The sequence below is a fragment of the Hyphomicrobiales bacterium genome (genome assembly GCA_002869065.1).
Taxonomy (GTDB): Bacteria; Pseudomonadota; Alphaproteobacteria; order Rhizobiales; family Rhodobiaceae; genus Rhodobium.
On sequence record PKTR01000004.1, the window covers coordinates 157,837 to 183,815 of the forward strand.

Genomic DNA, 25,979 nt, shown 5'->3' on the forward strand with positions numbered 1-25,979 from the left:
CGCCATGACCGAACGCCGCCCATTCACCTGGAAGAGCAATGACGGGCTCTCCATCGCCGCCGCCGACTACCCTGCGATCAGCGGCGACGCCCTCCCCCTCGTCTGCCTGCCCGGCCTGACCCGCAGCGCGCGCGATTTCGAGGCACTGGCGCGCCGGATTTCGCAGGGCCCGATCGCACCGCGTCGGGTGTTCGCCATCAGTTTCCGCGGCCGTGGCGCATCGGATTACGACCCCGACTGGAACCACTATTCGCCGCTCGTCGAAATGGAGGACGTCCGTATCGGCCTCGAGGCAGCCGGCATTGAGCGGTGCCACATCCTCGGCACGTCGCGCGGCGGAATGGTCGCCACAATGCTCGCCTCCGGCAATCCGGGGCGGGTGGCATCGCTCATTTTCAATGATATCGGCCCGGTGATCGAGGCGCGCGGCCTCGAATTCATCCGCGACTACATGGGCAAACCTGTCGTGCCGGCGAGCTGGGACGAAGCCGCCGCGACGCTCAAGGAACGGCACAGCGCACGCTTCACCGCGCTGAGCGACGCCGACTGGATGCACTTCGCCCGCCAGACCTACCGCGATGAAAATGGCGCGCCTGCTCTCGACTTCGATGAAAACCTCGGCAGAACCATGGACGGCGTCGATTTCGGCAAGGACCTGCCGGATTTGTGGCCGGTTTACGACGCCCTGCCGGCGATCCCGATCCTGGTCATTCGCGGCGAAAACTCGAACATTTTGTCAGAGAAAACCGTCGCCGAGATGATCGCGCGCCGCCCAACGACGGAACTCATGACCGTCGCCAACGAGGGCCACGCCCCCCTTCTGTGGAAGACGGAAGAAGCCGACCACATCGCCGAGTTCCTGCAGCGCGCGGACGAACGCGCCGCGACCGCCGGAACTGCGTAGGCACCGGCAGCGCTCGCTACGTTTTCAGAAAAGCTCGGCACACATCGGCTGCGGGCAGCGCCATGCCGCCCGCAGAATTCGTTTGACCGGAAGAGCCGTCACGCCTTGCTGCTCGGCACGTCGCCCTTGTCAACGCGCTTGGCAAACTCCGTCTCGCCACCAGCGGCCAGCACTTTCGCCTGACCGATCCAGTCTTCGCGTTCGATGCGCCCGGCGAACGCCAGGAACGTGCCGACCCATCGGGCTTCCGACGGCGTCCACGCCGCGATCTGGTCGAAGTGATAGACGCCGAGCCCGGCGAGCTTGCCTTCGTTGACCTTACCGATGCCGCGAATACGCTTGAGGTCGTCGGCCTTGCCGCCACGAGCAGCAGCGAGACCCGTCGGGCGCGCGCCGACCGCATCGGCCTTCTGCTCCGACGTCGCATCCGCCGGTAGCGCGGCCAACCGCGCTGCGGCCTCTTCGTCGCCAATATCAACCGACGATGCCTCGGCTTTGGCCGCTTCCGCTTTGGCTTTGGCCTTCGCGGCAGCATCGGCTTTGGCTTTGGCCGCCTTTTTCGCCTTCGCCTCGTCCTCAGCCGCCTTGGCAGCCACCGCATCGGCGTCCGCCTTGGCTTTGGCAGCGGCAACGTCGGCTTCCGCCTTGGCTTTGGCTTCTGCTTCGGCCTTGCGCTTTTCTTCTTCCGCTGCAGTCTTCGCAGCCTCGGCCTCAGCCTTTGCTTTCGCTGCAGCAGCGTCGGCGTCAGCCTTCGCCTTGGCCTCGGCTTCTGCCTTGGCCGTTGCCTCGGCCTCGGCCTTGCGACGCGCATCGTCTTCCGCCGTCTTGGCGACAAACGCCGCCGATGTGCCCGCTGCCGCCGACCCACCGGCCACGGCCGCGCTGTCGCTGCGCCAGCGGCGGATCAGGCAACCGATCACCCAACCAATGAAAAGCGCCGCCAGAACGAGCAGGAACAAATGAACCAGATACCAGACCATAGCTAATCCTCCTGTTCCCACGTCAGCGCTTGTCAGGCGCGCACGCCCACCAGCCAAGAGCAATCCCCACAAGGACTGCCAGAAGAAGCAGCCACCAATGCTGAACAATCATGTACCACATGCGTCGGCCTCCCTATTCTTCCACAACCCGGAACTCGATCCGCCGGTTCTGTGCCTTGCCTTCGTCCGTATCGTTGCTGGCAACCGGCCGGCTCTCACCGTAGCCAATCGCCGACAGCCGGTCCCCGGCAACGCCAGCACCGCCGAGATAGTCGGCAACGGCCCGCGCGCGCGCTTCCGAGAGCGCCTGATTGGCTTCGTCGGAACCGTCGGCATCCGTGTGACCCTCGATTTCGATCCCGGCCATGGGACAACGCTGCGCCATATAGACGAGATTGTCGAGAAGGCCGAAGCTGTGCTCCTGGATCGAGGCTTTGCCGGAATCGAACAGAATGCGGCTAGACGCCATGCGGCCCGTCAGCAGATCCTGACATTCAAGCGCGCTGACAGCCGCACCCGGCGCCTGCACCGCGAGACTGTCGGATTGGGCCGCAAAACCCGCAGGCAGATGCCCCGACAAGGCTGCTCGAACCGCCTGAAGAGCGCCCTGATGATAGGTCGCCCCGCTGGCCACAAGAGATTGATCCGACAGGGAAACCTGTCCCTCGCCGAGGCGGCTCGCGGCCTGCAACGCAGCCGAAGCCGCATTGAGGAAGCCGTCCGGCGCGCCGTCACCGATCGCCATCTGGTCATCCACCGAGAAGCCGCCGAACTTGGTGCGCGCAAGGTCAATCAGCTTACCGCGCGTGTCATCATCCGGCACGTAACCGTTCAGCGTCACCGTCGAACCCGAAACTGCGGCGCCCCAGACATAGGGCGAAACGACAGGCTGCGTCACATTGGCCCGGATACTTGCCCCGCCAAGTCCCGGCGCGTCGGCGCCTTCACGGAGCGCGGCATAGGCCTCGCGAGAGAGCGCTTCGCCGCTCAGCGTCAGCACATTGTCGGAAATCGACGCCGTCGCGCCGGGCGCCAGCAGCGCCAGCCGCGACAGGCCATAGCTAGCAAGCGTCGGAAAATTCGCCGCGTTGCCCCGCGACAGCAGCATCTGATCGTTGACCGCACCGGCATTGAGCCCTGCGGCCGCATCGACCAGAACGCGGCGCGACATCGCATCGGGAACAGCGCCGTCGAGGACAACACCATCCGCGGACTTCATTGCCGACCATTCGAACGGCGACACTACCGGCCCGGCTATCTCACCGGCTGCAACCGGAATTCCTGCGACATTTCCCACGGACAGGGCCTCGGCGAACGCCGCCTGACCTTCCCGGCTTGCGAGCGCGCCGCTGATCGAAAGCGTCTTGCCGTCAAACCGCGCCGACCCGTCGTCGAAATTGCCAAGTTGCGTGAGCGCGAACGTCGTCATGTCGGAAAACCCGTGCGGCGCACCCGAGCCATAGGCCATGTCATCCGACACAGCACCGAGCGCCCCCGCACGCTCATAAAGTGCCGCGCGCCCCGCTTGGTCGCCGACGAAACCCGCGAGGCGAACACCGCTTCCACTCTTGTCGGCAGACCAGAGATAGGGTTCAACCACCGGCGCCTTGATGTCGACCGTTCCGAATTGGAAACCGGACGGGGCACCGCCTTCAACCTTCTCTAACGCTGAAACGTAGCTCATCGCATCACGCGCAACACCGGAGACCGCGATTGTCGACCCGGTCCAGGTCGCAATACCTGCGCCCAGTTCTCCAACGATTTCCGCCACATAGCCAAAACCCTCGGCGAGACCAGCCGGCGCACCCCGCGACAACGTCATTTCTTCCGAAACGACACTACCGCCCGCGACTTCACCGGCCTTTTCCACAAGCGCCTGTTTCACGGACTCCCGCGGTGCGCTGCCCGACAGCGTGAATGCATCCCGCTCCCGGGAGAGTGACACCACATAGGGATCGGCCACCGGGATCACCTCGGTGTTGTCGACCACCTTGCGGACACCCCAGACCCTCTCAACCGCTTTGCGGGCAAGGTTCTGCTCTTCCGGTGTCGGCGCCTGACCGGTCAGAACCGCATCGCGTCCATCGAACGTGGTGGAAGCCCACGGCTGGGCGTCCTCGACCAAACCGGCCGCGCTCCGTTCCGAAAGATCGCCTTCCACCGGCGACAGTTTCATCAGACTGCCGCCGCCAGTCAGTATCCCCACAGCCGCCAGACCGGCGAGCCCGTGTGTCCAACGCATCCCCATTCCCAATTCCCCTTCTGAACAGGGCCCCTGCTCAGTTGAATTCACCCCCGGCACCCGCCGGAATCCGTCGCTAATTGATTAAAGCATATTCGGGATGAGTCGACCGGCATTCACCGAAATCACGCCAGTTGCGCACGGGAAATGCTGTCGCAGACAACGTGACAGGCACCAGGCACGGCAGTTCGGGCCAACTCATGGCACCCACGCAGCCCAAAACTGAACCTCGCCGCTGACAGACCGGCGACAGAGAACTTCAGAGCGGAGAACCCGCGAACGCCTTTTCTTACGATATTACAGAACGTTCGACGGATTTTTTGATTCACCGGGATATCCCGTTTCGCAGCCAGCCCCGTTGCTGCGCACAGCTCCTGGAACCAAACAGCGCTCGACCGGAAACAAACGACAAGCCCCGTCGAAACGCAGCACGCGGACCGAAAAATTGCGGAGTGGGATTTCGGTCGACCCGAGCCGGCAATCCGGCCGTCGCCGATCGCTCGCGACAGGCACGCCGCTGATGAAATGGGTTTGGACCGTTGGCCCGAAATGAATTCAAAAAACAAACAAAAAAGAACCCGGCGAGAAAGCTCGCCGGGTTCCCTTCAAATCCGATCAGATGATCAGATTAGAACATGCGCTGGATACGGAAGAGACCAACCCAACGGTCGCTATCCGGACCGACGGCGAAGTTGGTGTCTTCGTATTCGATTTCCGCGCCGATGGTCAGGCCCGAAACCGGCATCCACTTGATGTTCGCCTGGATGTCCCACTGATCGAAATCAGACGCGCCGATCGCCGGGTTGTCGATGTCGACATACGAAGCGGTGAACGACGAGGCAACTTCCGGGGTCCAGAAGTGGGTGAAACCACCGCTGGCCGACCAACCGGTGACGGTCGCGATCGTACCGTTGCCGCGGTAGTAGCCGTCGAGGCCAACATCCGGAGCGAGGTAGTCGGTGGCGCCGTCAGCATAGGCCACCTGGAACGAAACCGAGTCGCCCGGGGCGATCATCGGCAGGTTGAACGTGGCGCCGGCGCCGATCGCGAAACCGACTTCCGAGTCATCACCACCGAAGGCATAGGCGTCACGGACGTCGTGCAGAGCACCCATCACCTGAGCCGAACCCCAACCCTGGTCAACGCGGAGGTTGGCGACCAGATCCGGGAAGCGGTGCCAGCCGTAGCCGTTGCCGACGACCGGGACGAGAGCCGGGACGCCGATGCCGTGCGCACGGAAGGTGCCGTCTTCAAGCGAAACGCTCGCCGAGAAGCCGTTGCCGAAAGCAGCGGTGTAAGCCAACAGGTTGGTCTTACGGTCGGACTGCGCCAGGTCGATAACCGACTCAAAGGTGTCGCCCGTGTAGAAGTCGAAGAACGACGTCGCACGACCAGCGGTCAGACCGCCGAGCTGGATGAAGGCGTTCCACAGAGTGACGGTGGTGCCAGAGGTGCCGCCGTAGGAGTCACCGGTGAACCAGACGTCCAGGTAGGTGCGGAGCAGGCCGAACTCGGTGTTGGTGCGCGAGTCGAGACGGACATACGCACGAGCGCGGGTCGACGTGGTCGGGCCCTGGTTAACCGCGGCGCCGAAGCGACGGTTGAAGCGGTAGTTGGTGTCGTAGTCCCACACGCGATATTCAGCGCGGATACCGCCGCCAACGCGCAGGCAGGTCTCGGTGCCCGGGATGTAGTAGAAACCCGAACCGTAAGCGTCGCAGACGCGGACGTAGTCAACCGGCTCCGGAGCAACCGGCAGATCGGCGGCCTGAGCGCCGGTCGCTGCCATGATGCCCGCTGCGCCGAGGATAAGGCTTTTCATCTTCATTTCCTGACCTCCAAAAGAGTCATCTTATTCCAGGGAAGGCACTTCAGTCTCAGTTGCCCGACTAGTAACCTACCCAGTTCCCCGCGAAACTGCCGTCCCGCGCTTCGCCTACCTCGGCCTTAGCGTTACGGCACGCAATCGCTGCATGAGCGTTGCTCGCATCGCCACATTATCCATCTGCCCTTTCCGATCAACCAACAAACGCCCAATTCCGGCCTCCAAACGGCCTTTTGGTTTCCGGTGTTGCAGAATTGTCACCATACTGGCGACCACCAGCGACTTTCCATTAAGGCCTTGTTAATAAACGGGATCATTTCGCTGCATCAACAACAATTCCGGGGGCCGGGAGTGCGGAGAAAAGGGTTTGTCGGACAAGCCGAACCGCCCCCGAGGCCGGATTCGCCAAGGGTTGCACGCGGACCGACTCGATCACGGTCTTGTTGCGCTGCAAACTGCGCGAAACGGCGCCAGGTTCCCCGCAAGCGCCGAATTCCGCGGAAAACGGGCATCCGGGAACTCGGGGCGAGCCGCGCGCGCAAAGCCGGCATGATCGGGACAAGGCCGGATTCGGCCGACGTTTCCGACTCCAATCACCGCCGAACCGGATGTCGCGTGCACTTATATATAGGGGACGGCCCCGACGGGGCCTGAATGGGCGCGCGGTTGCGCCGGACTTTTCCGGGAAAGGACCTGCGCCCTCCACCCTCAGAAACCGATGTATGAGGCGCGCGGCACCCAGAGCCGACACGACTCGCCGCCCTACCGCCGAATCTCGACAACCCGTCGAATCGCGAAAAACGACTCGCGTTGATCCGGCGGACGGCGCCGGCAATACGGCGTGCCGCAAGTATCGGTCAGGCGACCAGCATCTGATCAAGGAACTTGTCGACGGCGCCGCGCAGTTGCGCAACGTGAGTCGACACATCGTGCGACGCCTGCCGCACCTGCGACGAGGATTGACCAACCTCAGCGATCGCACTGCTCATCGACCGCATGTTTGACCCGACCTGCTCGGTCCGATCCGCGGTTTGCGAGATGTTGTGGGTAATTTCGGTCGTCGCTCCGCCCTGCTGCTGCACTGACGCGGCAATCGAATTGGTATGCGTATCGACGTCCCGCATGATTTCCGCGATCTGGTGGATCGCCTTCACGGCCTCACCGGTCGACGCCTGGATCGCGGCGATCTGGCCGCCGATTTCTTCGGTTGCCTTGGCCGTTTGCGTCGCAAGTTCCTTCACTTCCGCGGCAACGACGGCAAAACCCTTGCCGGCGTCCCCTGCCCGGGCCGCTTCGATGGTCGCATTGAGCGCCAGCAGATTCGTCTGTTCGGCAATCGACTGGATGAGCACGATGACTTCGCCGATTTTCTCCGCCGCACCGGCCAGACCGACGATTTTCTCATTTGTCGCCTCGGCCTTACGCGTCGCATCACTGACAATGCCGGACGTGGTGTCGACCTGCCTGTTGATCTCGCCGATCGAGGCGCTGAGTTCCTCCGAGGCCGTTGCCACCGTCTGAACGTTCGACGAAGCCGACTCGGAAGCCTCGACCGTCCCGCGAACCACGTCCTCCGATGACTGGGCCGCGCCCTCGAGAATCTCCACCGAGTCGGAAAGCATGCGCGAAGCCGAATCGAGCTCGGAGAAATACTCGCTGACGTGCTCGCGGAAGGAATTGGCCAACTCGACCATCATCGCGCGCTGTTCTTCCTGGCGCCGTACCTGTTCGGCGGACACCTGATCGGAAAGCTCCTTTTGGCGAAGCAGAGCTTCACGGAAGGACCCGAGCGCGGATGACAGGTCGCCCAGTTCGTCGCCCGAACGCCACGACGGCATGGCCGCATCGGTGTTCCCGGATCCGAGCTCGCCGGCGAGCGCGGCAAGTTCCGCAGCCCGTTTGGCGATATTACGATGGAAGAAGACCAGCCCGGAAAATGCCAGCAGCAGGACGATCGACGCGCCGATAGTGATGAAATAGCCGGACTTGTCCGTTTCGGCATAGAGCGCGTTCAGCCGTTCATCCATGAAATCGTGGATGAGTTCCTCGGCTTCATCCGCTTCCTGAATGAATTTCTCAAAGGTTGCATCGAACGCCTCATCAGCACCGGAGCCGGCGCTGGCGACCGACTTCGACTTTTCGTATCGAACTTGCGCCAGAGAAATGAGCTAGGCGATGCCGGTCTCGACCTCGGCAAGGGACGCATCGTCTCCGCCCTTGCCCTTCAGGCTGGAAACGGCCTTCCCCGCGGCTTCGAAACTGCCGATCGCGGCGTTGAAGTCCTCGCCTTCGTCGCCCCCGAGGATCTCGGCGACCAGCAGATGGCCGTTGGCAAGCGCATAACGCGCAGTTCCGGCGTCTTCCTGCGCAGACGCATCATTCTTCAGGGATGCAGAACCGGCAACACCGGCGATCCGCTCGACAAGTGATTCATAAAGAGAGTCGAACTGTTCGTCGGCACCTGTCCCCACACCCTGCTTTTGCGACAGCGACGCGTAGCGCGTCTCGGCCGCCCTGCGGAACTCGGCGACATCTTCCTGCACCGAGGTGATCTTCTCGCGAATTGCCGGAGAGGTCGTCGCATGGAAGACGCCTTCGTCGTTCTCCCCGCCCTCCAGGATCGCATTGGCGTAGAACTGTGCCTCGCCGATCAGCTTCCAGACTTCCTCGATGCTCTCGCCTTCATCGCCCGACATGATCTCCTCGAACAGAAGGTGCGCGTGCGTGGCGGTCAGCTTGATTTCCATCGCAGCATCCGCGAGCGGCGCGAGCTTCTGGCCGACCTCGATCCCGTTGGATCCGATCTTCATCGCCGACTGGTACGCGAGAAGCCCCATTCCAGCGGACACCAGAACGAAGGTTCCAAACACCATGGACACCTTTTTGGAGATGGTCAGTTTCATTTTGGGCCCCTTTTCCCACGCCAGCCGCGCGTACGTGGAAAAGAATCCCATCAAGCAGTTAACCAATACTTTCACGAAACAAGTCGAACTATCCGGGCTCTACACTTTTATTTGATGGTGGCCGGACTATCTGTATTTAAGCGAATCCTAAAAAACAAAAACAGCCGATTAAATCATGTACTTCAATACTATATCGAAAGTGTACTGGCCCCGACCAAACGATGGGAACCACGCCAGGGAATTTCAGAGTTCGATGACTTCGATGCTCAGCGCGCGGGAAATATCCTCGGAAATGATGCTGTTGAGCGCCACGATCAATTCATAGGCTTCACGTGGTCCGGATGCGTGGCGCAGCACCGCTTTCTGGAACAAATTCATGAGAAAGAAGTAGGAGGCGATGTACTGGCTGTTCTTCAGCCCGACATTCAAATGGTAGGCATGCATGTTGCGCAGCCGGTTCTCGTAATCGTCATCGACCGGATACTCGATCAGCCGCCGCCAGTGATTGATCTGCTTGTGCTTCAGCAGCGGAACATCGGTGTTGTCGATCAGACTGCGAAATTCCGATGTCTGAATTCGCCCGTAGAACTTATCGAGAATCTGGTCGATCTCATCGGCGATGTAGGACCACAACCGATCGCGAATATCCTGCGTTATGTCGCAGGAATCGAACCAGATATTGACCATATCGCCGGATGCAACACCGCCGGGCCCAACTACACTGTCCATCGGAATCAACCGTAAGTAATTTCCGCATTTCGCGGGCGTAATCCCACACCACTCACGGGTATCTAGCGTCGAGTCACGCAGAGGCAATTGATTTCAATCAAGTCTTCACAACAATTCGATGTAATTTCATTTAGTCAACAATGCTCAACATTATCTTCTATATGGAAAGAAAGGCGATCGAAAAGGTGTTCCTGGAGATCTTCGTCAACCTTAGATCGATGCACTTTTCGAATAATATACAACACAAAACAAACGAAAGGGCCGGCGACGAAACCCCGCCACCGGCCCGGTTACACAGGAAAAAGCCTATCTACAGTAGGCGCCGGAACCGGCCTATTTCGGGAACAGGAAGCTGACGCCGAGCCGCGCGCCGATACCTTCGGGCCCGCCTGTCGGTGACACCGCCCAGTACCGCACGCCAGCGGAGAAGCTGACCGGCTGCCGCCCGATGGTGGTCATCTTCGACACATTCACCTGAATCGGGACCGACCAATCGTCGGCCTCCCAGTCATAGGTCGCCTCCGTCTGCAAACCGAACGACCAGGCGCTATGCGTCGTGTAGGACAGGAACGGCTGCACGAAGCTGCGGCTGACATCGGCGCGCTTGCTGTCGCCGGCGACCGACCAGATGTGGTTGGCAAGAACGCCGACCGTCCACGGCCCCTTCTGGACGAGCGCCACACCGGTCGGACCAACCCCCCACTTTTCCGAGCCCAGCAACGGGTCCGACGCCGTCGGCAGCACGAAAACCGGGCCGAGACCCCAGGTCAGACCGCCGGCGGTCGCCTGTGCCGGGGAAACGAAGAAACTCTGCATGACGTCGCCGACGCCGGTCTGCGTTCCCGCCCCTGGAAAGATGTTTTCCTGATGGACGAACGGAATGATCGTGCGGGAAATCAGGTTCCAGTCTTCGTTGATCGAGAATGGAATGACGGGCTGAACATTGGTCGTCACGCGAAAGCCGTCGTCGAGCGGGCCAATGCCTCGATCATAGTTGACCTGGATCGGAACGCTGATGAGCGACGCAACCGGGTTCGCCGCCTTTTTGGCAAGGTCTTCCGCCTCATCCGCACGTGCCGGCGCCAAACCCAGACAGAGCGCAGCAGCTCCGCCCACAGCAGCTACACGCCAAGCTCGCGATACCATTTCAATGCCGACCATCATCCCCTCCTGACAAATGTCGGACCGCGCGCCACCGGACCCGGAAACCGGAACCGGGGACACGCGATACAAAAACTGAAAAATGCTGTGACGACGGCAGCGGAAACCCCACCCGCACGCAACGTGCAAAACGACACAGCCGTCGCGAAATGATCACGAGCGCAACGAGTTGCCGACTACGCTTCACAATGAGACTCTGGACCGACACCCGCGACGAACAGCAATGGGTCTTTGCACCACAAGGGGAAAGACCGCGTGAGAGGAAGGAATTGATCCGACCGGGCAGGATCACTAACGTTGAAAAAAATCTGTGATCAAAAAGCCGCCGCACTGCAGGAATACCCCGAGGAAACTAACGGCGCCGCCTGCCAGGGCCGCGCCATTTCCATCCTCAACGGCAATTTCTGTCGTGAAAGGGTCTCCCGCAGGAAAAACGGGATAACAGCGAATGCCCTTTGACAGTTTCCGCACCAGGCCAACCCGAAAGGCACCTTCGAGCATGTTTTCTTCACGCCCTTTCCTTGCAATCGCCATGGCGGCCCCGATCCTTGCGCTCGCATTCATGGTTCAGCCTGCCGAAGCCGCTTCGAAGTTCAAGCAACAGAACTATGGCAAGGTGAAAGCCTGGCGCGTCCACTCAGCATGGCGCGGCGACAGGTTCCTTTACTGCACGGCGACGCGCGGCCAGCGCGACGAGCGCATTCGGATCGCCTTTGACGGCTTCGACTGGTTCGCCGGCGGCCGCAACAAGGGCAAGAGCGCGCGCGGCTATATTCGCGTCGACAACACCGGCAAGAGCGTCGTTTTCAAACGCAACGGACCCGGCTGGCAGTTCGTGCGTTTGTCGTTCCGCGGCCAAGATCTGCTTCGCCGCGGCCGCGAAATAGGTATCACCTTCAACGGCGCCGAAATCACGGGCTCGCTGAATGGCTCGTCGAGCGCGATGCTGATGGTGGAGGAATGCGCCGCGAACTATGCCCGCGCACGCGGCGGCCAGATGGGTGAGATGCCTCGCGACGGCGCCGCCATGTCGAACGCCCCCATGCCGAACGCCCCCATGTCAGGCGAGCCCCGCGAGTTCGGCGGGCCCGCCCCCGACGCGTCCGGATATCGCGACGAACCGGGCGACTATCAGGACGAACCGGGCGACTACCGGGACGACGAGGCCGACGATCCGCAGGATGGATTCGGCGAGGAACAGCCGGACCGTGGCGGACAGGACAGCTTCGGTGACGAGGAAAACTTCGGCGACCAGCCGCAGAACGAACCCCGCATGCAGCGGGACGGGAACAACTCCGGTCGGGACAAACCGACGGCAGCGCGCAACAAACCGCGCAAGGAGGCGCAGCCGCGACCTGAAACTGCCGCGGCGGCGAACACGGCGCCAACCGCTGGCAGCGCTTGCGAGGGTGGAGAGCAGCCGCTTCCGGTCACCGGCCTTTGCCCGTCTGAAGCACAGGAAGGATTCCTCAGTGCCGGCGACAATCGCTACCTGCCGATGCCGGGCTGCAAATGGGTGGTCAATGAAACCGAGATGCACGGCGGCGAGGTACTGATCTATCTGGCGTCGAGCTGCAAGACCGGGACCGCGAAGCTCGAATTCGCCCCGGGCGCGAAAACCTTCAGCGTGAAATCAAGCGACGGCGACGTCGACATCACCGGCATCACGGTTGATTCTGCCGACGGACTCGGCTCGATCGAAAGCTTCGCCCGCGACGCGCTGGGCGCATCAATCAAGGCGGACGCCTGCGGCCTGCGCGACCAGGACGACGGCTATATTTTCGACCTGTCGAAAGAGGAAGTGGAACGCATCGCCAAGGCCGAGGAGTACTACGGCGGCGGCAATTGCGGCCCCTACGGCTACAATGGCGACGGCAGCCACTGGCGCGATTTCGGCGGCTACGGCTGGTACATCCGCCTCGGCCAGGACGCCTATTTCTCGATCGAGCCGAGCTCCCTGCGGGTGATCCAGTACAAGGACGACGGCAATTCGGACAGCCTGAAAGGCTGGCGCATCAAGTACTAAGCAGCAATGCGCGGCGGGTCTCCCGCGAGGCCCGCCGCCAATCCACGGCAAATCAATCCGGCGCGCCGGCAAGCAGGCTCGCGTTGCCACCGGCCGCTGTCGTGTCGACGCACAAATGCCGCTCGAACAAAGCATGCGCCGCATCCGGCTGGCCGGTAATCAGCGGCACGATCGGCCCTTCGCGATCGACAAGCGCTTCAGCGAGCCGACGCGCCGTATCGCTGTAGCCCCACCACAGCACACCGCCGAAAGCCGGTAGCGTGACGAGATCCGCCGGTGCCAGCGCCCCGTCGACCGCGACCGCGCACCCGCCGAGCGCCTCGACGGCAGCAACCTGCGCAGCAGCAGCGTCTTCGCCGGGACCAAGGCAAAGGAGCGGCGGACGGGCGACCGTCGACAGTCGGTTCAGTTCGCCGGTTGGTCCGGGGAGGATCGCCGGCGCGTGCTCGATCTTCGGCGCCCTCGCCTCACCCAGCGCCTTCGCAATCTTCGAAACACCGGCGTCATCAAGGTCGAGAATGTTGTGGCGCGGGGCGTCACTGCGCGTGAACCGGGCGAGATAATGCGGCCCGCCGGCCTTCGGGCCCGTACCCGAAAGGCCTTCGCCACCGAACGGCTGACTACCGACGATCGCGCCGATCTGATTGCGGTTGGCGTAGATGTTGCCGGCGTGGATCGCATCCGCAATCGTCTGCACCCGGTCGTCGATGCGCGTGTGCAGCCCGAAGGTCAGGCCGTGGCCGGTCGCGTTGACGTCGGCGATGACCTTGTCGAGCGCCTTCGCCTTGAAGGTCGCCATATGCAGCACCGGGCCGAACACCTCATGCGTCAGATCGCCGATACCGCGAACCGAAATCAGCGACGGCGCGACGAAGGTCCCGGCGGACGGGGCGGCAAGCCGATGGATCAGCCTCCCCTCTTTCTCCGCCTGGTCGACATAGGTCGTGATTTCCTGCCGCGCCTGCTCGGTGATCACCGGGCCGACATCGGTCGAGAGTTCCCACGGGTCGCCGAGCTCGAGCTCGTCCATCGCCCCGATCAACATCTCGCGTATCGTCGCCGCGATATCTTCCTGCACATAGAGGCAGCGCAGCGCCGAACAGCGCTGGCCGGCCGACTGGAAGGCGGAGGCGACGATATCGCGGATCGCCTGTTCCGGCAGCGCGGTGGAATCGACCACCATGGCGTTGAGTCCGCCGGTTTCGGCAATGAGCGGCGTGCCGGGTTCACACCCCATCGCCATCGCGCGCTGGATACGTCGCGCCGTCGCGGTCGAGCCGGTGAAGGCAACACCGTTGACGCGCGGATCGGAGGTCAACGCAGTGCCGATCACGCGGCCATGGCCGGGCAGAAGCTGCAGGACCTCGCGCGACACACCGGCCTCGTGAAGATGCCTCACACCCCAGGCCGCGATCGCCGATGTCGTTTCGGCGGGCTTTGCAAGCACCGCATTGCCGGCAGAAAGCGCGGCTGAAATCTGCCCGGTAAAGATCGCGAGCGGGAAGTTCCACGGGCTGATGCAGGTGAACGTGCCGCGCGGCCCATTGGCAAGGCCGCTTGCCCCGGCCGCGTAATAGCGCAGGAAATCGACCGCTTCGCGCAGTTCGGCCACCGCATCGAGCAGCGTCTTGCCGGCCTCGCTGGCGAGCAGCGCGAACAGCGCACCGAAATCCGCCTCATAGAGATCGGCAGCCCGGTTCAGCACCTCGGCCCGTTCCTGCGCAGACGCATCCCAGACCCGCGCGGCCGACAACGCCGTCTCGACATCTCCGGCGCTGGAAAGCACCACCTGGCCGATGACCTCGCCGGTCGCCGGATTGTGCGCGTCCTCGACTCCGCTTCCCTCGGCAGTGCCCGCTATCATGGGGCCGACGGTGAACGGCACCGGGCGCATGCGCGCGGCATCGATTTCCTCGAGTACCGTCACGTCGGTCAGATCGAAGCCTTTCGAATTGCGCCGCTCGGGCGCGAACAACTCCGGCGGGGCACGCAGCACGGGTTCGAACGGCCCAGGTTCCTGCGCCAGAGCCTCGAACGGACAGGCCGCGACCTCAACCGCCGGCACTTCCTCATCGACAATCTGGTTGACGAAGGACGAGTTCGCGCCGTTCTCGAGCAACCGCCGCACCAGATAGGCGAGCAGGTCGCGATGCGCGCCGACCGGTGCGTAGATCCGGCAGCGCGCACCCTCCTCGCGCTGAATGATGTCGTGCAGCGCCTCGCCCATGCCGTGCAGCCGCTGGAATTCGAAGGTCTCGGGCTTCAGCCCGGCGGCCATTTCCAGAACCGCCGCAGCCGTATGGGCGTTGTGCGTGGCGAATTGCGGATAGAGCCGGTCGGTCATGCCGAGCAACCGCCGCGCATGGGCAAGGAAGCTGACATCGCTCGCCGCCTTGCGGGTAAAGAGCGGAAAATCGCTCAGCCCTTCGACCTGCGCCCGCTTGATCTCGCTGTCCCAATAGGCACCCTTGACGAGGCGCACCATGATGCGCCGGTCATAACGAACCGCCATCTCGTAGAGCCCGTCGATGACATCGCCGGCGCGCCGGCCATAGGCCTGCACCACGACGCCGAAGCCGTCCCAGCCGGCAAGCTCGGGATCGGCCAGCACCGCTTCGATGACCTTCAGCGACAGACCAAGCCGGTCGGACTCTTCCGCGTCGATATTGAGGCCCATGCCGGCACGCGCCGCCTGGCGCGCCAGACCGGAGAGAACCGGCACGAGTTCGGCCACGACCCGCTTCGTCTTGGCGACCTCGTAGCGCGGATGCAGCGCAGAGAGCTTCACCGAAATCCCCGGATTGGCGGCAATGTCCTTGTGCGTACAGGCCGCTGCGATGGCGTCGATCGCCTGCGAATAGGCCTTGGCGTAGCGCGCCGCATCACCGGCGGTGCGCGCCGCCTCGCCGAGCATGTCGTAGGAATAGGTGAAACCGGCGGCTTCCTTGCGCGAGGCCCGCGTCATCGCCGCCTTGATGTCCTGCCCGAGCACGAACTGCCGGCCCATTTCGCGCATCGCGCCGCCGACAGCGGTGCGGATCACCGGCTCGCCGAGACGCCGCACCATGCCGCGCAACGTGCCGGCAATGCCGGGCTCGGCGTCATCGAGCACCTTGCCTGTCAAGAGCAAGCCCCAGGTCGACGCATTCACCAGCGGCGAGGATGATTGGCCGATATGGCTCGACCAGTCGGACGGCGCGATCTTGTCTTCGATCAGCGCGTCGATGGTCGCCGCATCGGGCACCCGCAGCAGCGCCTCGGCAAGGCACATCAGCGCGACACCCTCTTCCGTCGACAGCCCGTATTCTGCAAGGAACACGTCCATCAAGCCCGGGCGCGACACCGTTCGGATATGCTCGACCAGACCCGCCGCACGCTGCACGATCCGCGCCCGCGTATCCGCGTCGAGATCGGCCCGGCTAACCAGTTCAGCGAGAAGCTCCGCCTCGTCGCGCCGCTTGTTGATATCCCATTTCCGGTCCAGATCGATCATGGCGAAACCCTCAATGCACCTGAGAGCCATTTTACCAAATCAAAGACAGACGATTTGCCTGAAGAAACTCATCTGATAGGCTATTCACCTACAAAATTTCGATCCAGCGGGCCAAATAAATGAACACGATCGAAAACCTGGACCAGATCGACCGTTCCATCCTGTCCATTCTGTCGCGTGATGCACGTATTTCGATGACCGAACTCGGTCAGCGCGTCGGCTTGTCGAAAACCCCGGTAACCGCCCGCGTTCGGCGGCTGGAGGCGGACGGCGTCATCGTCGGCTACCGGGCGGAGCTGTCGGCGCGCCAACTCGGCCTCGAGCACATCGCCTTTCTGGAGATCCGTCTGTCCGACACGCGCGAAAAGGCGCTGCAGGCCTTCAACAAGGCAGTGCGCGAGATCCCCGAGGTCGAGGAATGCCACATGATCGCCGGTGGCTTCGACTATCTCGTCAAGGTCCGTACGCAGGACATCCAGACCTATCGCCGGGTGCTCAGCGAGACCATATCGCAGCTGCCCTTCGTCGCCTCGACCTCGACCTATGTATCGATGGAAAGCGTGCGCGACTGGGGCGTGCAGATCCTGCAGCCGTCGACGTAGATCGCCTCAAACCCGTTATCCGCCGAACGCTCAGGCGGCTTTGCCGTTGGCGCGGCGCTTGCGGAACAGGCCGAACAGCGGCGGGATCAGCAGCAGGATAATGATCACCCACATAACCTTGGCGATCTCGCTCTGGAAGAAGATCGACGGCGAACCCTTGCCGATGATCATGCCCTGCGAGAAGCCGCCTTCGGCGATCGGCCCAAGGATCAGACCGAGGATAAGGCCCTCGAGCGAATAGCCGAGCTTCTTGAGCAGCAGCCCGAACACCGCAAAGCCGATCATCAGATAGATATCGAACACCGACTGATTGAGCGCGTAGCAGCCGAGCACCGCAAAGGCGGAGACCACCGGCACCATGATCGCCGGCGGGATCAGCGCGATGCGGGCGAGATAGGGCGCAAAGCTCAGGCCGATGATCAGGAATGTGATATTGGCCAGGAACATCGACAGGATGAACGGATAGGTACGGTCGGCATAGATCGTGAAAAGCTCCGGCCCCGGGATCATCCCGTGGATGATGAACGCGCCCATCAGCGCGGCCGCGACCGAGTTGCCGGGAATGCCGAGTGTCAGCGTCGGCACCAGAGAACCGCCGACGCAGCCATTGTTGCCGGCTTCAGCGGCCGCCACACCTTCGGGATTGCCCTTCCCGAACATCGCCTTGGCTTTCGATATCTGCTTGGCGAAATTGTAGGAAATGAAGGCCGCGATCGTCGCCCCCTCACCCGGAAGAATGCCGATCACCGTGCCGGTCGCCGAGCCGAGTGCCATGAACCGGCCGATGCCGCGCGGCAGCTTGGAACTCTTCTGCGGCCCGGAAAGCGCCGAGGTATCGATCGGAACATAGCCTCGCTGGCCGGCCAGCTCGAGCATCTGGATCATCGAGAACAGGCCGATCAGCGCCGGCATGAAATCGATCCCGTCAATCAGCTCGGTCAGGCCCGCCGTATAGCGCAGACTGCCCGACATATCGTCCGTGCCGACCACCGCGATGATCATGCCGAGGACACCGGACAGCAGCGCCTTGATAAGCGAAGTGTTTTCGTCGGCAATCGAAATGATGCCGGCCAGGCCCATCAGGGCCAGAAGGAAGGTTTCGGCCGGACCGAAATGCAGCGCCTGCCGCGCCAGCAGAGGCGCGAAGAGCAGAAGAATGACGATCGAAAACGAGCCGCCCATGAACGACGCGATAACCGACGTCTTGAGCGCCAGCCCGCCCTCGCCCCGACGGCTCATCGGATAGCCTTCGATCGCGGTCGCGACAGCCGCCGGCGTGCCCGGCGTGTTGAGCAGAATGGCCGGGATGGAACCGCCATACATCGCGCCACAATAGATACCGCCAAGCAGCATCAGGCCGAGCGTCGGATCCATCGTATAGGTGAACGGCACGAGCAGCCCAACGGCCATCGTCGCCGTCAATCCCGGCATCCCGCCGACGACCACGCCGGCAAAAGTGCCGAGCAGAATCGTCAGCAATGCCGGCAGGGTGAAGACTACGGAGAGGTATTCCATCTCAGGCCAATTCTCAGAAACGGGGACCGGGGAGCGTGATGCCGAGGATCAGCACGAAGATCACATAGACAGCGACCAGCAGGCCCGCCGTCGTCGCCGCGATGACAACGGCGTTTCGGTGCCCTAGCATCACGGCGATCGCGGGAATGAACACCGCGGCCGGAATGAAGAACCCGAGCGTATTGAAGCTGAGCCCGAATGCGATCAACGCCGCGATCAGCCCGAGGAAGCGCGGAAAGTGCTCGGTGAAGTCGAGCCCGACCGGCAGCTTTTCCTTCAGCAGGCTGATGCCGAGCTGTACCAGCCCCAGGCCGCCGAGGCACACAGCCAGGAAACGGACATATTTGGCGGACGTCTTCTGCGCGATGCCGGGATAACTGTCGGTGCTGAGATAAAGCAGCACCGACAGAATCACGAAGCTGGCAAGGACGATCCGATCAACGGTCGCCCGATTCATCACCAGGGAGCCGCGTCATACACTTCTTGAGTCGAAGCCTGGAGCTTCGCCAGATAAGCCGCGTAGTCCGGACCGTTCATCGGCAGCAGGTCGATCTTGCTGGCCTTGGTCTTTTCCTGGAACGCAGGATCGGCAACCACCGTCGCGAGGATCGAGTCGAGCTTTTCAAGGATCGCCCCATCGACAGCCGCCGGAGCGACAAAGCCACGCGTGGCGGTCATGTAGGTTTCAAACCCCTGCTCCTTGGCCGTCGGAACCTGATCCGCCGCCGGCGCGCGCTCTTCCGTCAGCAGCGCGATGATGTGGGCATCGCCCGCATTGTGCTGCGCGATCATCTGCGACAGGTTCATGAAGGCGGCATCGACATGGGCACCGAGAATGCCGGCCTTCTGTTCGGTCGAGCCCTTGGTCGGCAGCAGGTTAAAGGTCACGCCGGCCTGCTTTTCAAACGACTTGGCGGCAAGGAAATCATCCGAGCCGATGCCGTTGACCGAAACGGTCAGAGCACCGCCCTTCGCGGCTTCGGCAAGATCGGTGAGGTTCTTGATCGCGCTGTCTTTCGGAACGACGACGATGCCCGGATCCTGCGCCACATTGCCCATGACGTGGAAGCTGTCTAGCGTGTAGTCCGCGCGCTTCGAAACGATGTGCGCGACGAGCTGCGGCGTGAAGTTCATGCCGATCGTGTAGCCATCCGGCTCGGCCCGCGCGATCGCCTCAAAGCCCTTCTGGCCACCGGAGCCGCCCATATTGTTGATGACGAACTCGAACCCCTCGAACTTGCTTTCGGCGATTTCGGAGAAAATCCGGGCGGTCGTATCGGTCGACCCACCGGCTTTCGACGGCACGATGATGGTGATGGCATGATCGGGGTACCCATCGGCGGCCATGACGGCGCCAATGCCGACCGCAGTGGTGAGTGCCGTGGCGAGCCCCACCGCAACGAATTTTCTCAGCATTTGTTTTCGCTCCCTACACAATTTTATTTTGCCGACTCATCATCGTGGAAAACGCAGTGGTGTCAAGGCGACGGCATGTCCCTAAAGCGCTGATAAACACCGAATGTTGGCCTGCAGCCGAATGCGATCGCGCGCCCGACAGGGACACCTCCCGGCCGGGTCGACAAGCACAACGAGACTTCCGAGAGCGAATGAATGGCAGATAGTCGGGGAGAAGAACCGAACCCGCAGGGTTCGCAAGGCTAAAGGCCGTCCGAGCTTATGCGAGGCCCCGACTGGAGCGAAGCCCGAAGGGCGACAGCGCGAAGTCAGATGATGGCGGAGGACGCAGTCTGGCGCTAACTCGTCTCCGATTTTGGGAACAAGACGGGTATGCGAAGTCCTCTTAGTCCGGGCACGTTCCCGATATTCTCCGTTTTCTCCAATGAGTTACGGAAGGATAGCCGATCTTCCCGGCGGTTCGCCTATCGCCGGGATCAGGTAAAACATTGCCGCAATGTGGGAATCCGTTGCCATTAAGCGGAAACCGATTGTCTTTATCCGGGATAGCTGTGCCGGAGAGCGGAACGACGGAGCCCGTAGCCGCGCAGCGGTTGACGAAAGGCGAGATCGGATTGGCGTTTGCCGACTCTGTGGTGGCGTTAGGCGGTGCAGCGTTGCTCTTTTCTGTCGCGAGCCGCAGGAGGCGTCAGCCTCAGGAGGTGCCGACAGCGGTTATTCCTGGTACCGCTGGGTAGGAATTGGCGGGCTGCAAGAGCGATTGCTGGCATTGAATGCGATGGTGCCGACGACAGTCATTTTGGCGAATCACTGTGGGCTTTTTTCCATATCCGTTCAGCCGCGGCATCGACCTCATCGGATTTGCTGGGGGCGTTTAAATTCTCCGATCGTTCGAAACGGCTTCAAACAGCGTTTAAAGGGGTTTCGAAGGGTTTTGTTCCAACACTCCGCAGAATTTTTCGTTTCACATTCTTTTGTTTGATTTTTCAGATCTCTTCGCTCCACGCTTGGACCCGGTAGCGACCGACCGCACGATCGTTTTTCGCTTATCAGGGCTCAAAGTGGAGGCTCCCATGATTGATCGCCAGCCACAGATCGAAATGCAGCCGATCTCATTGCTGCGGCCCTATCCGGGCAACGCGCGGCGGCACTCGAAGGCGCAGCTACGCCAGATCGGTGACAGCATCCGCCGCTTCGGCTTCACCAATCCCGTGCTCATCAGTGACGACGGCGAGATCGTTGCCGGCCATGGCCGCGTGATGGCGGCGAAAGAACTCGGCATCACCGAAGTGCCGACCCTGAAGCTGTCGCACCTGACGGCCGCGGAACGACGCGCCTATGTCCTCGCCGACAACAAGCTTGCGCTCAACGCCGGCTGGGACACAGAAATTCTGGCGATCGAACTGCAGGCGTTGATCGATCTCGAATTCGATGTGTCATTGACAGGCTTCTCGCTTGCCGAGATCGATTTCACGCTCGATGGAGCCCGCAATGCTTCATCAGAAGCGCCGGATGAGGTCGACTGGATCCCCGAGCGTCCTGCCGATCCGGTATCGAGGGCGGGGGATCTGTGGATGCTCGGGCGTCATTGGCTCCTGTGCGGCGACGCCCGATCGCGAACAAACCTTGCGAGATTGATGGACGGGGCGCGGGCCGATCTCGTTTTCACCGATCCTCCCTACAACGTACCGATCGACGGTCATGTCTGCGGTCTTGGCGCCATTCGGCATCGCGAGTTCGCCATGGCAGCGGGTGAGCTATCGACGCGGGAGTTCACCGAGTTCCTCACCGAGACCCTCGGCAATGCGGCAGACGCCTGCAGAGATGGTGCGATCGCCTTTGTCTGCATGGACTGGCGTCATATGGGGGAACTGCTCATCGCCGGCGAAACAGCCTTTACCGAGCTGAAGAACCTCTGCGTCTGGAACAAGACCAATGGCGGCATGGGCTCGTTCTATCGCTCAAAGCATGAACTGGTCTTCGTCTTCAAGGTTGGTACGGCGCCCCACACCAACACCTTCAGCTTGGGAGAAACCGGTCGATACCGCACCAATGTCTGGGACTATGCCGGCATCAGCAGCCTTGGTGCGGAACGGTCCGACAGCCTTGCCATGCACCCGACGGTCAAACCGGTCGCGCTCGTTGCCGATGCCATCAAGGACTGCAGCCGGCGCGGCGAGACGGTGCTCGATGTTTTTGCCGGTTCGGGTTCGACGTTGATCGCTGCCGAGGGCTGTGGACGTCAGGCGCGGCTTGTCGAATACGATCCGGCCTATTGCGACACAATCATCGCTCGGTGGCAACGCTACACCGGAAAGCCGGCTCTTCTTGGCGATACCGGCAGAACCTTCGAGGATATAGCCGAGGAACGTGGCCTGTCCGGGTTGGAGACTGCGGGAGGGGCAAAGCACCGACAACAAAAAACGCCCGCTGCTGATCGACAGGGTAGTCCGAGATCGACGCGAAACCGGGAAGTGCTTGATCATGACGCCCGTCGCCCGGTCGGCGACTTCGGCAGGGAGGCAGACCGATGACTGCCAATGACGACCGCGCGCCGGATAAAAATCGCCTAGCCCATGGAACGCCCGCAGAGCGCCTGCCTGACAAGGTCACGTCCGCCGTCAAACAGGCAGTGGTCTGCGGCAAGGAAGTGGTGAGCCGCTCGACCGATGGCCGGTTCCGCAAGGGGCAGTCGGGCAATCCGAAGGGACGTCCGCCGAGAAAGGCCGAGGCAGCCATTTCGATCTCCGACCAGCCGACGAAAGCCCGTCTTCTTGACGAGCTTCTCCGCACAATCCCCGTCCGCGAGAATGACCGAGCGGTCGAAATGCCGGTTCGTCAGGCTCTGTTGCGGGCCGAGATCGCAGCTGCTCTGAAAGGAAACACCTATGCCCAGCGCCATCTCCTTGATCGGATCGAACGCCTAGAGCGCGAAGAAGCCCTGGAAGTGGCCCGTGAAAACCAGGTGTTCTCGGACTACCAAGAACACTGCCGCGCAGAAATCGCTGCGGCTGTAAAGCAGGGAGATCCGGTTCCCGAGCCGATCCCCCATCCCGACGACATCATCATCGAACCTGGCAAACGGGTTCGCTTCATCGGTCCGGCGAACGAGAACGAAGCCGCTTCCGTCCACAAGAGTTGCCAACTCCGAGACGTCCTCCTCATGCAGGATGCCCTCGATGGGCGGTCGCACGATCAGTTGCTGAACGGCCGATCCGAAGACGAAACAGGATCGGCTTTGATCCTTGCGATCGCGGTCAACGCCACCCTGCCGCCACGGCTCCGGCTGAGCGACGTGGCAATGACGACGGCAATGATGCGGCATCACGCGACGCCGAAACGACTACTGTTGAAGAATCTCTATCACGGTTGGAAAGGCCTCGGCCATGCCTGCAAGCGGGGTCAGACCTTCCCGCCGCTCCGGCTCGTCGAGCCAAGGCTCCGGTTGATCTACGACTTCCTGGCGGAGATCAAACGGCGGGGTATCTCGCCGGCGGCTCCCTCCCTGACAGAGATCACCGAGATCCTTCAGGACCTGATGGACAGGCGGGACGGCTACTGCGCGGCATAGACCGATCGGAAGCTGATGGTCCGCCGATTTGGGAGCCTCGGCGTGTCTACTCGCGATGATAGCGAAATCGCGACCCATCCAACCATTCGGACACAACGACGACACAATGGCAAGTAGTGGTGCTTTCCCCAGGCGCCAGGGAAAGGACCCCAGAAATGGCTGAACTCATCAATTCCCTTGAAGCAGACGATCCGATCGACAAGCCGCTGCGCCTTTCGGTCCGCTGGTACTCGCTCACCGGACGCGATTGGGAGGGCGAAGTCTATGGCCTCCTGCAGATCGGCCTCTTCCTCGGCGACGAACCGCTGTTCTCGAACGCTGCCTACGACCATCCGCCCGGATACCAGGAGGAATGGATCCTGCCGGGCTACTACTCGGCCGAAAGCGACGGCTGTTACATTCTCGACGACCTTTGGACCTTGCTCTCGACGGGCAAGCGCATGGATCTGGAAGAGATCGAACCCGTATTCCGCCTCGCCATTGCCCCCAACCTCTTGTTTCCCGCGGGCGAGCCCGACCCAGAACCGACATTCTACGAGGTGCTCTGTGTCATCCAGCACGGCGGGCCCTGGCATGGCTATGCCATGGGCGGCTCTGGCCCGGCGGTGTTCTTCGCCGTCAGGCGCCCGGCGCTCGCGAAGTTCTTTTACGATCTTCTCGACGAGGCCCTCGATCCGGGCATCACCGACGAGCTGGCGCGAACGATGCTGACGGAAAAATTCAAGGACGCCATCGATAGACGCTCGGATTTGCTGGGAGAGGATTACTGAGCCAACGCAAGTAGACCCGATCTCGGAGTACGAGAAACCGGCAGCAGGTCACTATTATTTACTATTAACCGCACACGAATTTATCAAATCTGCTACATCACTCAAAATTTGAAATTGACCTATAATTTTTTATCCGCCTATGCGGGTGCTTATATTTGTTCTAGGGTTTGTCCGCCTTCGTAAGACGTAAAACAATCCGCAATGGTCGCGAGGTCGCGGAAGAAACCGGGACTCAGTTTCTTGTCGACGTCGGCACGGAAAGCGCTCATCCACTGCGCCATGTGCTTGTTCAGCAGATCGGCCTGCGCACGGCGATAGGGGTCCGCGTTGGCGGAGTCGACGAGGGATTGAACTTCTCTTTTCGCCAGGAAATGCATCATCTCTAACACGCCGGTGAGCGAATCTTCGAGGTTGCCGTCCTGTTTCTTCACTGCGAGGCCGAAATTTTCAAAAAATGCCTTCAGTTCAAGCATAATCAAGGGCTTGTCCTTGTCTCGGACATAGTGGCTTTCGTAGAGCGATGCACTATCCATGGGCGTATTCGTGTGAAAGCTCCGCAGGTAGTCGGCTTCGAACTGTGCGAAGCTGTCCCCGACGTTCGCGAGATTGCCCGTCAATTCTTGGACGGTATCGTCCGACATGGCCATCGCTGCACGGAGAGCGTTGGCGACATCGGTCCGGAAGGTGCCATCGGCGATCAGAGCGAACTGTTTCTCCTCCGGATAGCTGAACCCGAATGCCAGAAATCCCCAGAGCTCGGCACGGGCGAATTCGCCCTGGTGAAGATCGCTCATGGCATCTCCCTTTCTTAGCTCCACCGCCGCTCGGCCACCGATCTTACGAGCTATTGGGCATCTGCCGAACTACCTCACTTCACCGAAACCGTCCGCCGAAGCGAAGTTCATCGACTTCCAGAGTGCTCAGCGGTCATCCGCAGTCGCGATTACATTCTATTTTGTTGTTTTACCGCATCTTTGTCGAGATCAACGGTCTCCGATCGCCTACGCGATGCTCCACGCTTTCACGGAACACCGGCCAACGAAATCGCCCGCTGAAGTGGTCACGGCGAGACGTTCAAGATGTTCGCCTCGCAATGTTCGTTCTATTGCGACTCCACAGCCGTGCTCTGGAACTCCTCGTGAAAAGCCGGGATCGGCGGGCCGACGAAGATGTCGTACAGCTTGGTGTGGGTGTGGATGCCTTCACCGCGAACGGCCACTTCGAAATCGAAGGCGTATTTCGGATCGACCGCCAGCGTGAACGGCGAATAGGGCGGCTTTGCTCCCGACCAAGTCGAGCCTTCGTAGTTCATGTGGCAGGTCGCGCAAGCACCCTCGAAATCGAAATTCTGGCCGGCCGCCACCAGAACGCTGCGGTTCGTCGCCTCCGCCTCGGCCTGCATTTTCCGTTCGGCTTCACTATGTTCCTCGCGGAACACGCTGCCGGCGCCGTGGCCGGATTCGCAACCGACACGCGCCAGGGTCTTGTCCGGTTCGGCAGGGTTATAGCCGCCGACCGTCCCGAACCCGGTGGTGTGGCAGCCGACACAGCCGGGATCGGCACTGTAGTCCTTTTCCGGATCAAGGCCCGCCCGTTGCTTTTCCTCGATCTTCATCGCCGGTTTAAGCGAATTCAGCGCCGCCGCATGCGGCGTCTTCGCCCATGACTGGCCGTGGTGCTCATGGCATTTGGCACAAACGAGAACGCCGACATAGGTCGGCTCGGCAGCCGAAGTTCCGACGGCGGCAGACAGGCAGGCTGCCGACATCACTGCAGAATAAAGAAGTGCACGGATCACTAGCGTCATCGTCTTGTCTCCGTCCGAAAAGCACGTCCATGGCC

Annotated in this window: 19 protein-coding genes and 1 pseudogene; 7 read left to right on the forward strand and 13 right to left on the reverse strand. The window is 61.7% G+C overall.

Annotated features, from left to right (window positions below; translation table 11 throughout):
* Positions 1-4 precede the first annotated feature (4 nt).
* Both C0606_13205 and C0606_13210 read left to right on the forward strand, forming a co-directional pair.
* A complete protein-coding gene (locus tag C0606_13205; GenBank protein ID PLX36770.1) occupies positions 5-904 on the forward strand; it encodes an alpha/beta hydrolase in 900 nt (299 codons plus the stop codon).
* Positions 905-1,377: 473 nt separating this feature from the next.
* Positions 1,378-1,572 (forward strand): annotated as a pseudogene (locus tag C0606_13210) (hypothetical protein).
* 445 nt (positions 1,573-2,017) lie between these two features.
* Here C0606_13210 and C0606_13215 read toward each other — a convergent pair.
* The 7 genes from C0606_13215 to C0606_13245 all read right to left on the reverse strand — a co-directional run bounded on the left by C0606_13215 (position 2,018) and on the right by C0606_13245 (position 11,245).
* The gene (locus tag C0606_13215; protein PLX36771.1) at positions 2,018-4,132 is read right to left on the reverse strand and encodes a hypothetical protein; all 2,115 of its coding nucleotides are present in this window, start codon (positions 4,130-4,132) and stop codon (positions 2,018-2,020) included.
* A gap of 622 nt (positions 4,133-4,754) precedes the next feature.
* Entirely contained in the window at positions 4,755-5,954 is a 1,200-nt protein-coding gene (locus C0606_13220) for a porin (protein ID PLX36772.1), read from the reverse strand.
* A gap of 854 nt (positions 5,955-6,808) precedes the next feature.
* Entirely contained in the window at positions 6,809-7,978 is a 1,170-nt protein-coding gene (locus tag C0606_13225) for a methyl-accepting chemotaxis protein (protein ID PLX36773.1), read from the reverse strand.
* Between the two features lie 141 nt (positions 7,979-8,119).
* Positions 8,120-8,824 carry a hypothetical protein gene (locus C0606_13230; GenBank protein ID PLX36774.1) on the reverse strand — a complete coding sequence of 235 codons (705 nt, stop codon included), beginning with the start codon at positions 8,822-8,824 and terminating at the stop codon, positions 8,120-8,122.
* Positions 8,825-9,097: 273 nt separating this feature from the next.
* Positions 9,098-9,583, reverse strand: a complete 486-nt coding sequence (locus C0606_13235; protein ID PLX36775.1) for a hypothetical protein — start codon at positions 9,581-9,583, stop codon at positions 9,098-9,100.
* Positions 9,584-9,916: 333 nt separating this feature from the next.
* Entirely contained in the window at positions 9,917-10,729 is an 813-nt protein-coding gene (locus tag C0606_13240) for a hypothetical protein (protein PLX36931.1), read from the reverse strand.
* Positions 10,730-11,035: 306 nt separating this feature from the next.
* Positions 11,036-11,245 (reverse strand): hypothetical protein, encoded by a 210-nt coding sequence (locus C0606_13245; GenBank protein ID PLX36776.1) that lies wholly within the window; start codon positions 11,243-11,245, stop codon positions 11,036-11,038.
* Between C0606_13245 and C0606_13250 the strand changes: the two genes are divergently transcribed.
* Positions 11,244-12,770, forward strand: coding sequence for a hypothetical protein (locus tag C0606_13250; protein ID PLX36777.1), 1,527 nt, complete (start codon positions 11,244-11,246; stop codon positions 12,768-12,770). The genes C0606_13245 and C0606_13250 overlap by 2 nt on opposite strands.
* Before the next feature lie 52 nt (positions 12,771-12,822).
* Here C0606_13250 and C0606_13255 read toward each other — a convergent pair whose 3' ends face one another.
* Positions 12,823-16,263: a bifunctional proline dehydrogenase/L-glutamate gamma-semialdehyde dehydrogenase gene (locus C0606_13255; GenBank protein PLX36932.1), complete on the reverse strand. Its 3,441-nt coding sequence runs from the start codon at positions 16,261-16,263 to the stop codon at positions 12,823-12,825.
* Positions 16,264-16,382: 119 nt separating this feature from the next.
* Here C0606_13255 and C0606_13260 point away from each other — a divergent pair, with 119 nt between their 5' ends.
* A complete protein-coding gene (locus tag C0606_13260; protein PLX36778.1) occupies positions 16,383-16,865 on the forward strand; it encodes a hypothetical protein in 483 nt (160 codons plus the stop codon).
* Between the two features lie 30 nt (positions 16,866-16,895).
* Here the strand turns inward: C0606_13260 and C0606_13265 are convergent, their stop codons facing one another.
* Genes C0606_13265 through C0606_13275 form a run of 3 tightly spaced genes read right to left on the reverse strand, consistent with a single transcriptional unit; the run spans position 16,896 to position 19,727 of the window.
* A complete protein-coding gene (locus C0606_13265; protein PLX36779.1) occupies positions 16,896-18,380 on the reverse strand; it encodes a C4-dicarboxylate ABC transporter permease in 1,485 nt (494 codons plus the stop codon).
* A 13-nt stretch (positions 18,381-18,393) separates the two neighbouring features.
* A complete protein-coding gene (locus tag C0606_13270) occupies positions 18,394-18,837 on the reverse strand; it encodes a hypothetical protein (GenBank protein ID PLX36780.1) in 444 nt (147 codons plus the stop codon).
* A complete protein-coding gene (locus tag C0606_13275; protein PLX36933.1) occupies positions 18,837-19,727 on the reverse strand; it encodes a tripartite tricarboxylate transporter substrate binding protein in 891 nt (296 codons plus the stop codon). The genes C0606_13270 and C0606_13275 overlap by 1 nt, the downstream gene beginning before the upstream one ends.
* Positions 19,728-20,869: 1,142 nt before the next feature.
* On the opposite strand from C0606_13275, the gene C0606_13280 reads away from it, so the two are divergent.
* The 3 genes from C0606_13280 to C0606_13290 all read left to right on the forward strand — a co-directional run bounded on the left by C0606_13280 (position 20,870) and on the right by C0606_13290 (position 24,137).
* Entirely contained in the window at positions 20,870-22,330 is a 1,461-nt protein-coding gene (locus C0606_13280) for a DNA methylase N-4 (GenBank protein ID PLX36781.1), read from the forward strand.
* A complete protein-coding gene (locus C0606_13285; GenBank protein ID PLX36782.1) occupies positions 22,327-23,367 on the forward strand; it encodes a hypothetical protein in 1,041 nt (346 codons plus the stop codon). The genes C0606_13280 and C0606_13285 overlap by 4 nt, the downstream gene beginning before the upstream one ends.
* Positions 23,368-23,522: 155 nt before the next feature.
* Complete coding sequence (locus tag C0606_13290) at positions 23,523-24,137, forward strand: hypothetical protein (protein PLX36783.1); 615 nt, start codon at positions 23,523-23,525, stop codon at positions 24,135-24,137.
* A gap of 149 nt (positions 24,138-24,286) precedes the next feature.
* On the opposite strand, the gene C0606_13295 is transcribed toward C0606_13290, so the two are convergent.
* Together C0606_13295 and C0606_13300 are read right to left on the reverse strand one after the other, a co-directional pair.
* The gene (locus tag C0606_13295; GenBank protein ID PLX36784.1) at positions 24,287-24,931 is read right to left on the reverse strand and encodes a hypothetical protein; all 645 of its coding nucleotides are present in this window, start codon (positions 24,929-24,931) and stop codon (positions 24,287-24,289) included.
* A gap of 308 nt (positions 24,932-25,239) precedes the next feature.
* The gene (locus C0606_13300) at positions 25,240-25,905 is read right to left on the reverse strand and encodes a cytochrome C554 (GenBank protein PLX36934.1); all 666 of its coding nucleotides are present in this window, start codon (positions 25,903-25,905) and stop codon (positions 25,240-25,242) included.
* Positions 25,906-25,979 lie beyond the last annotated feature (74 nt).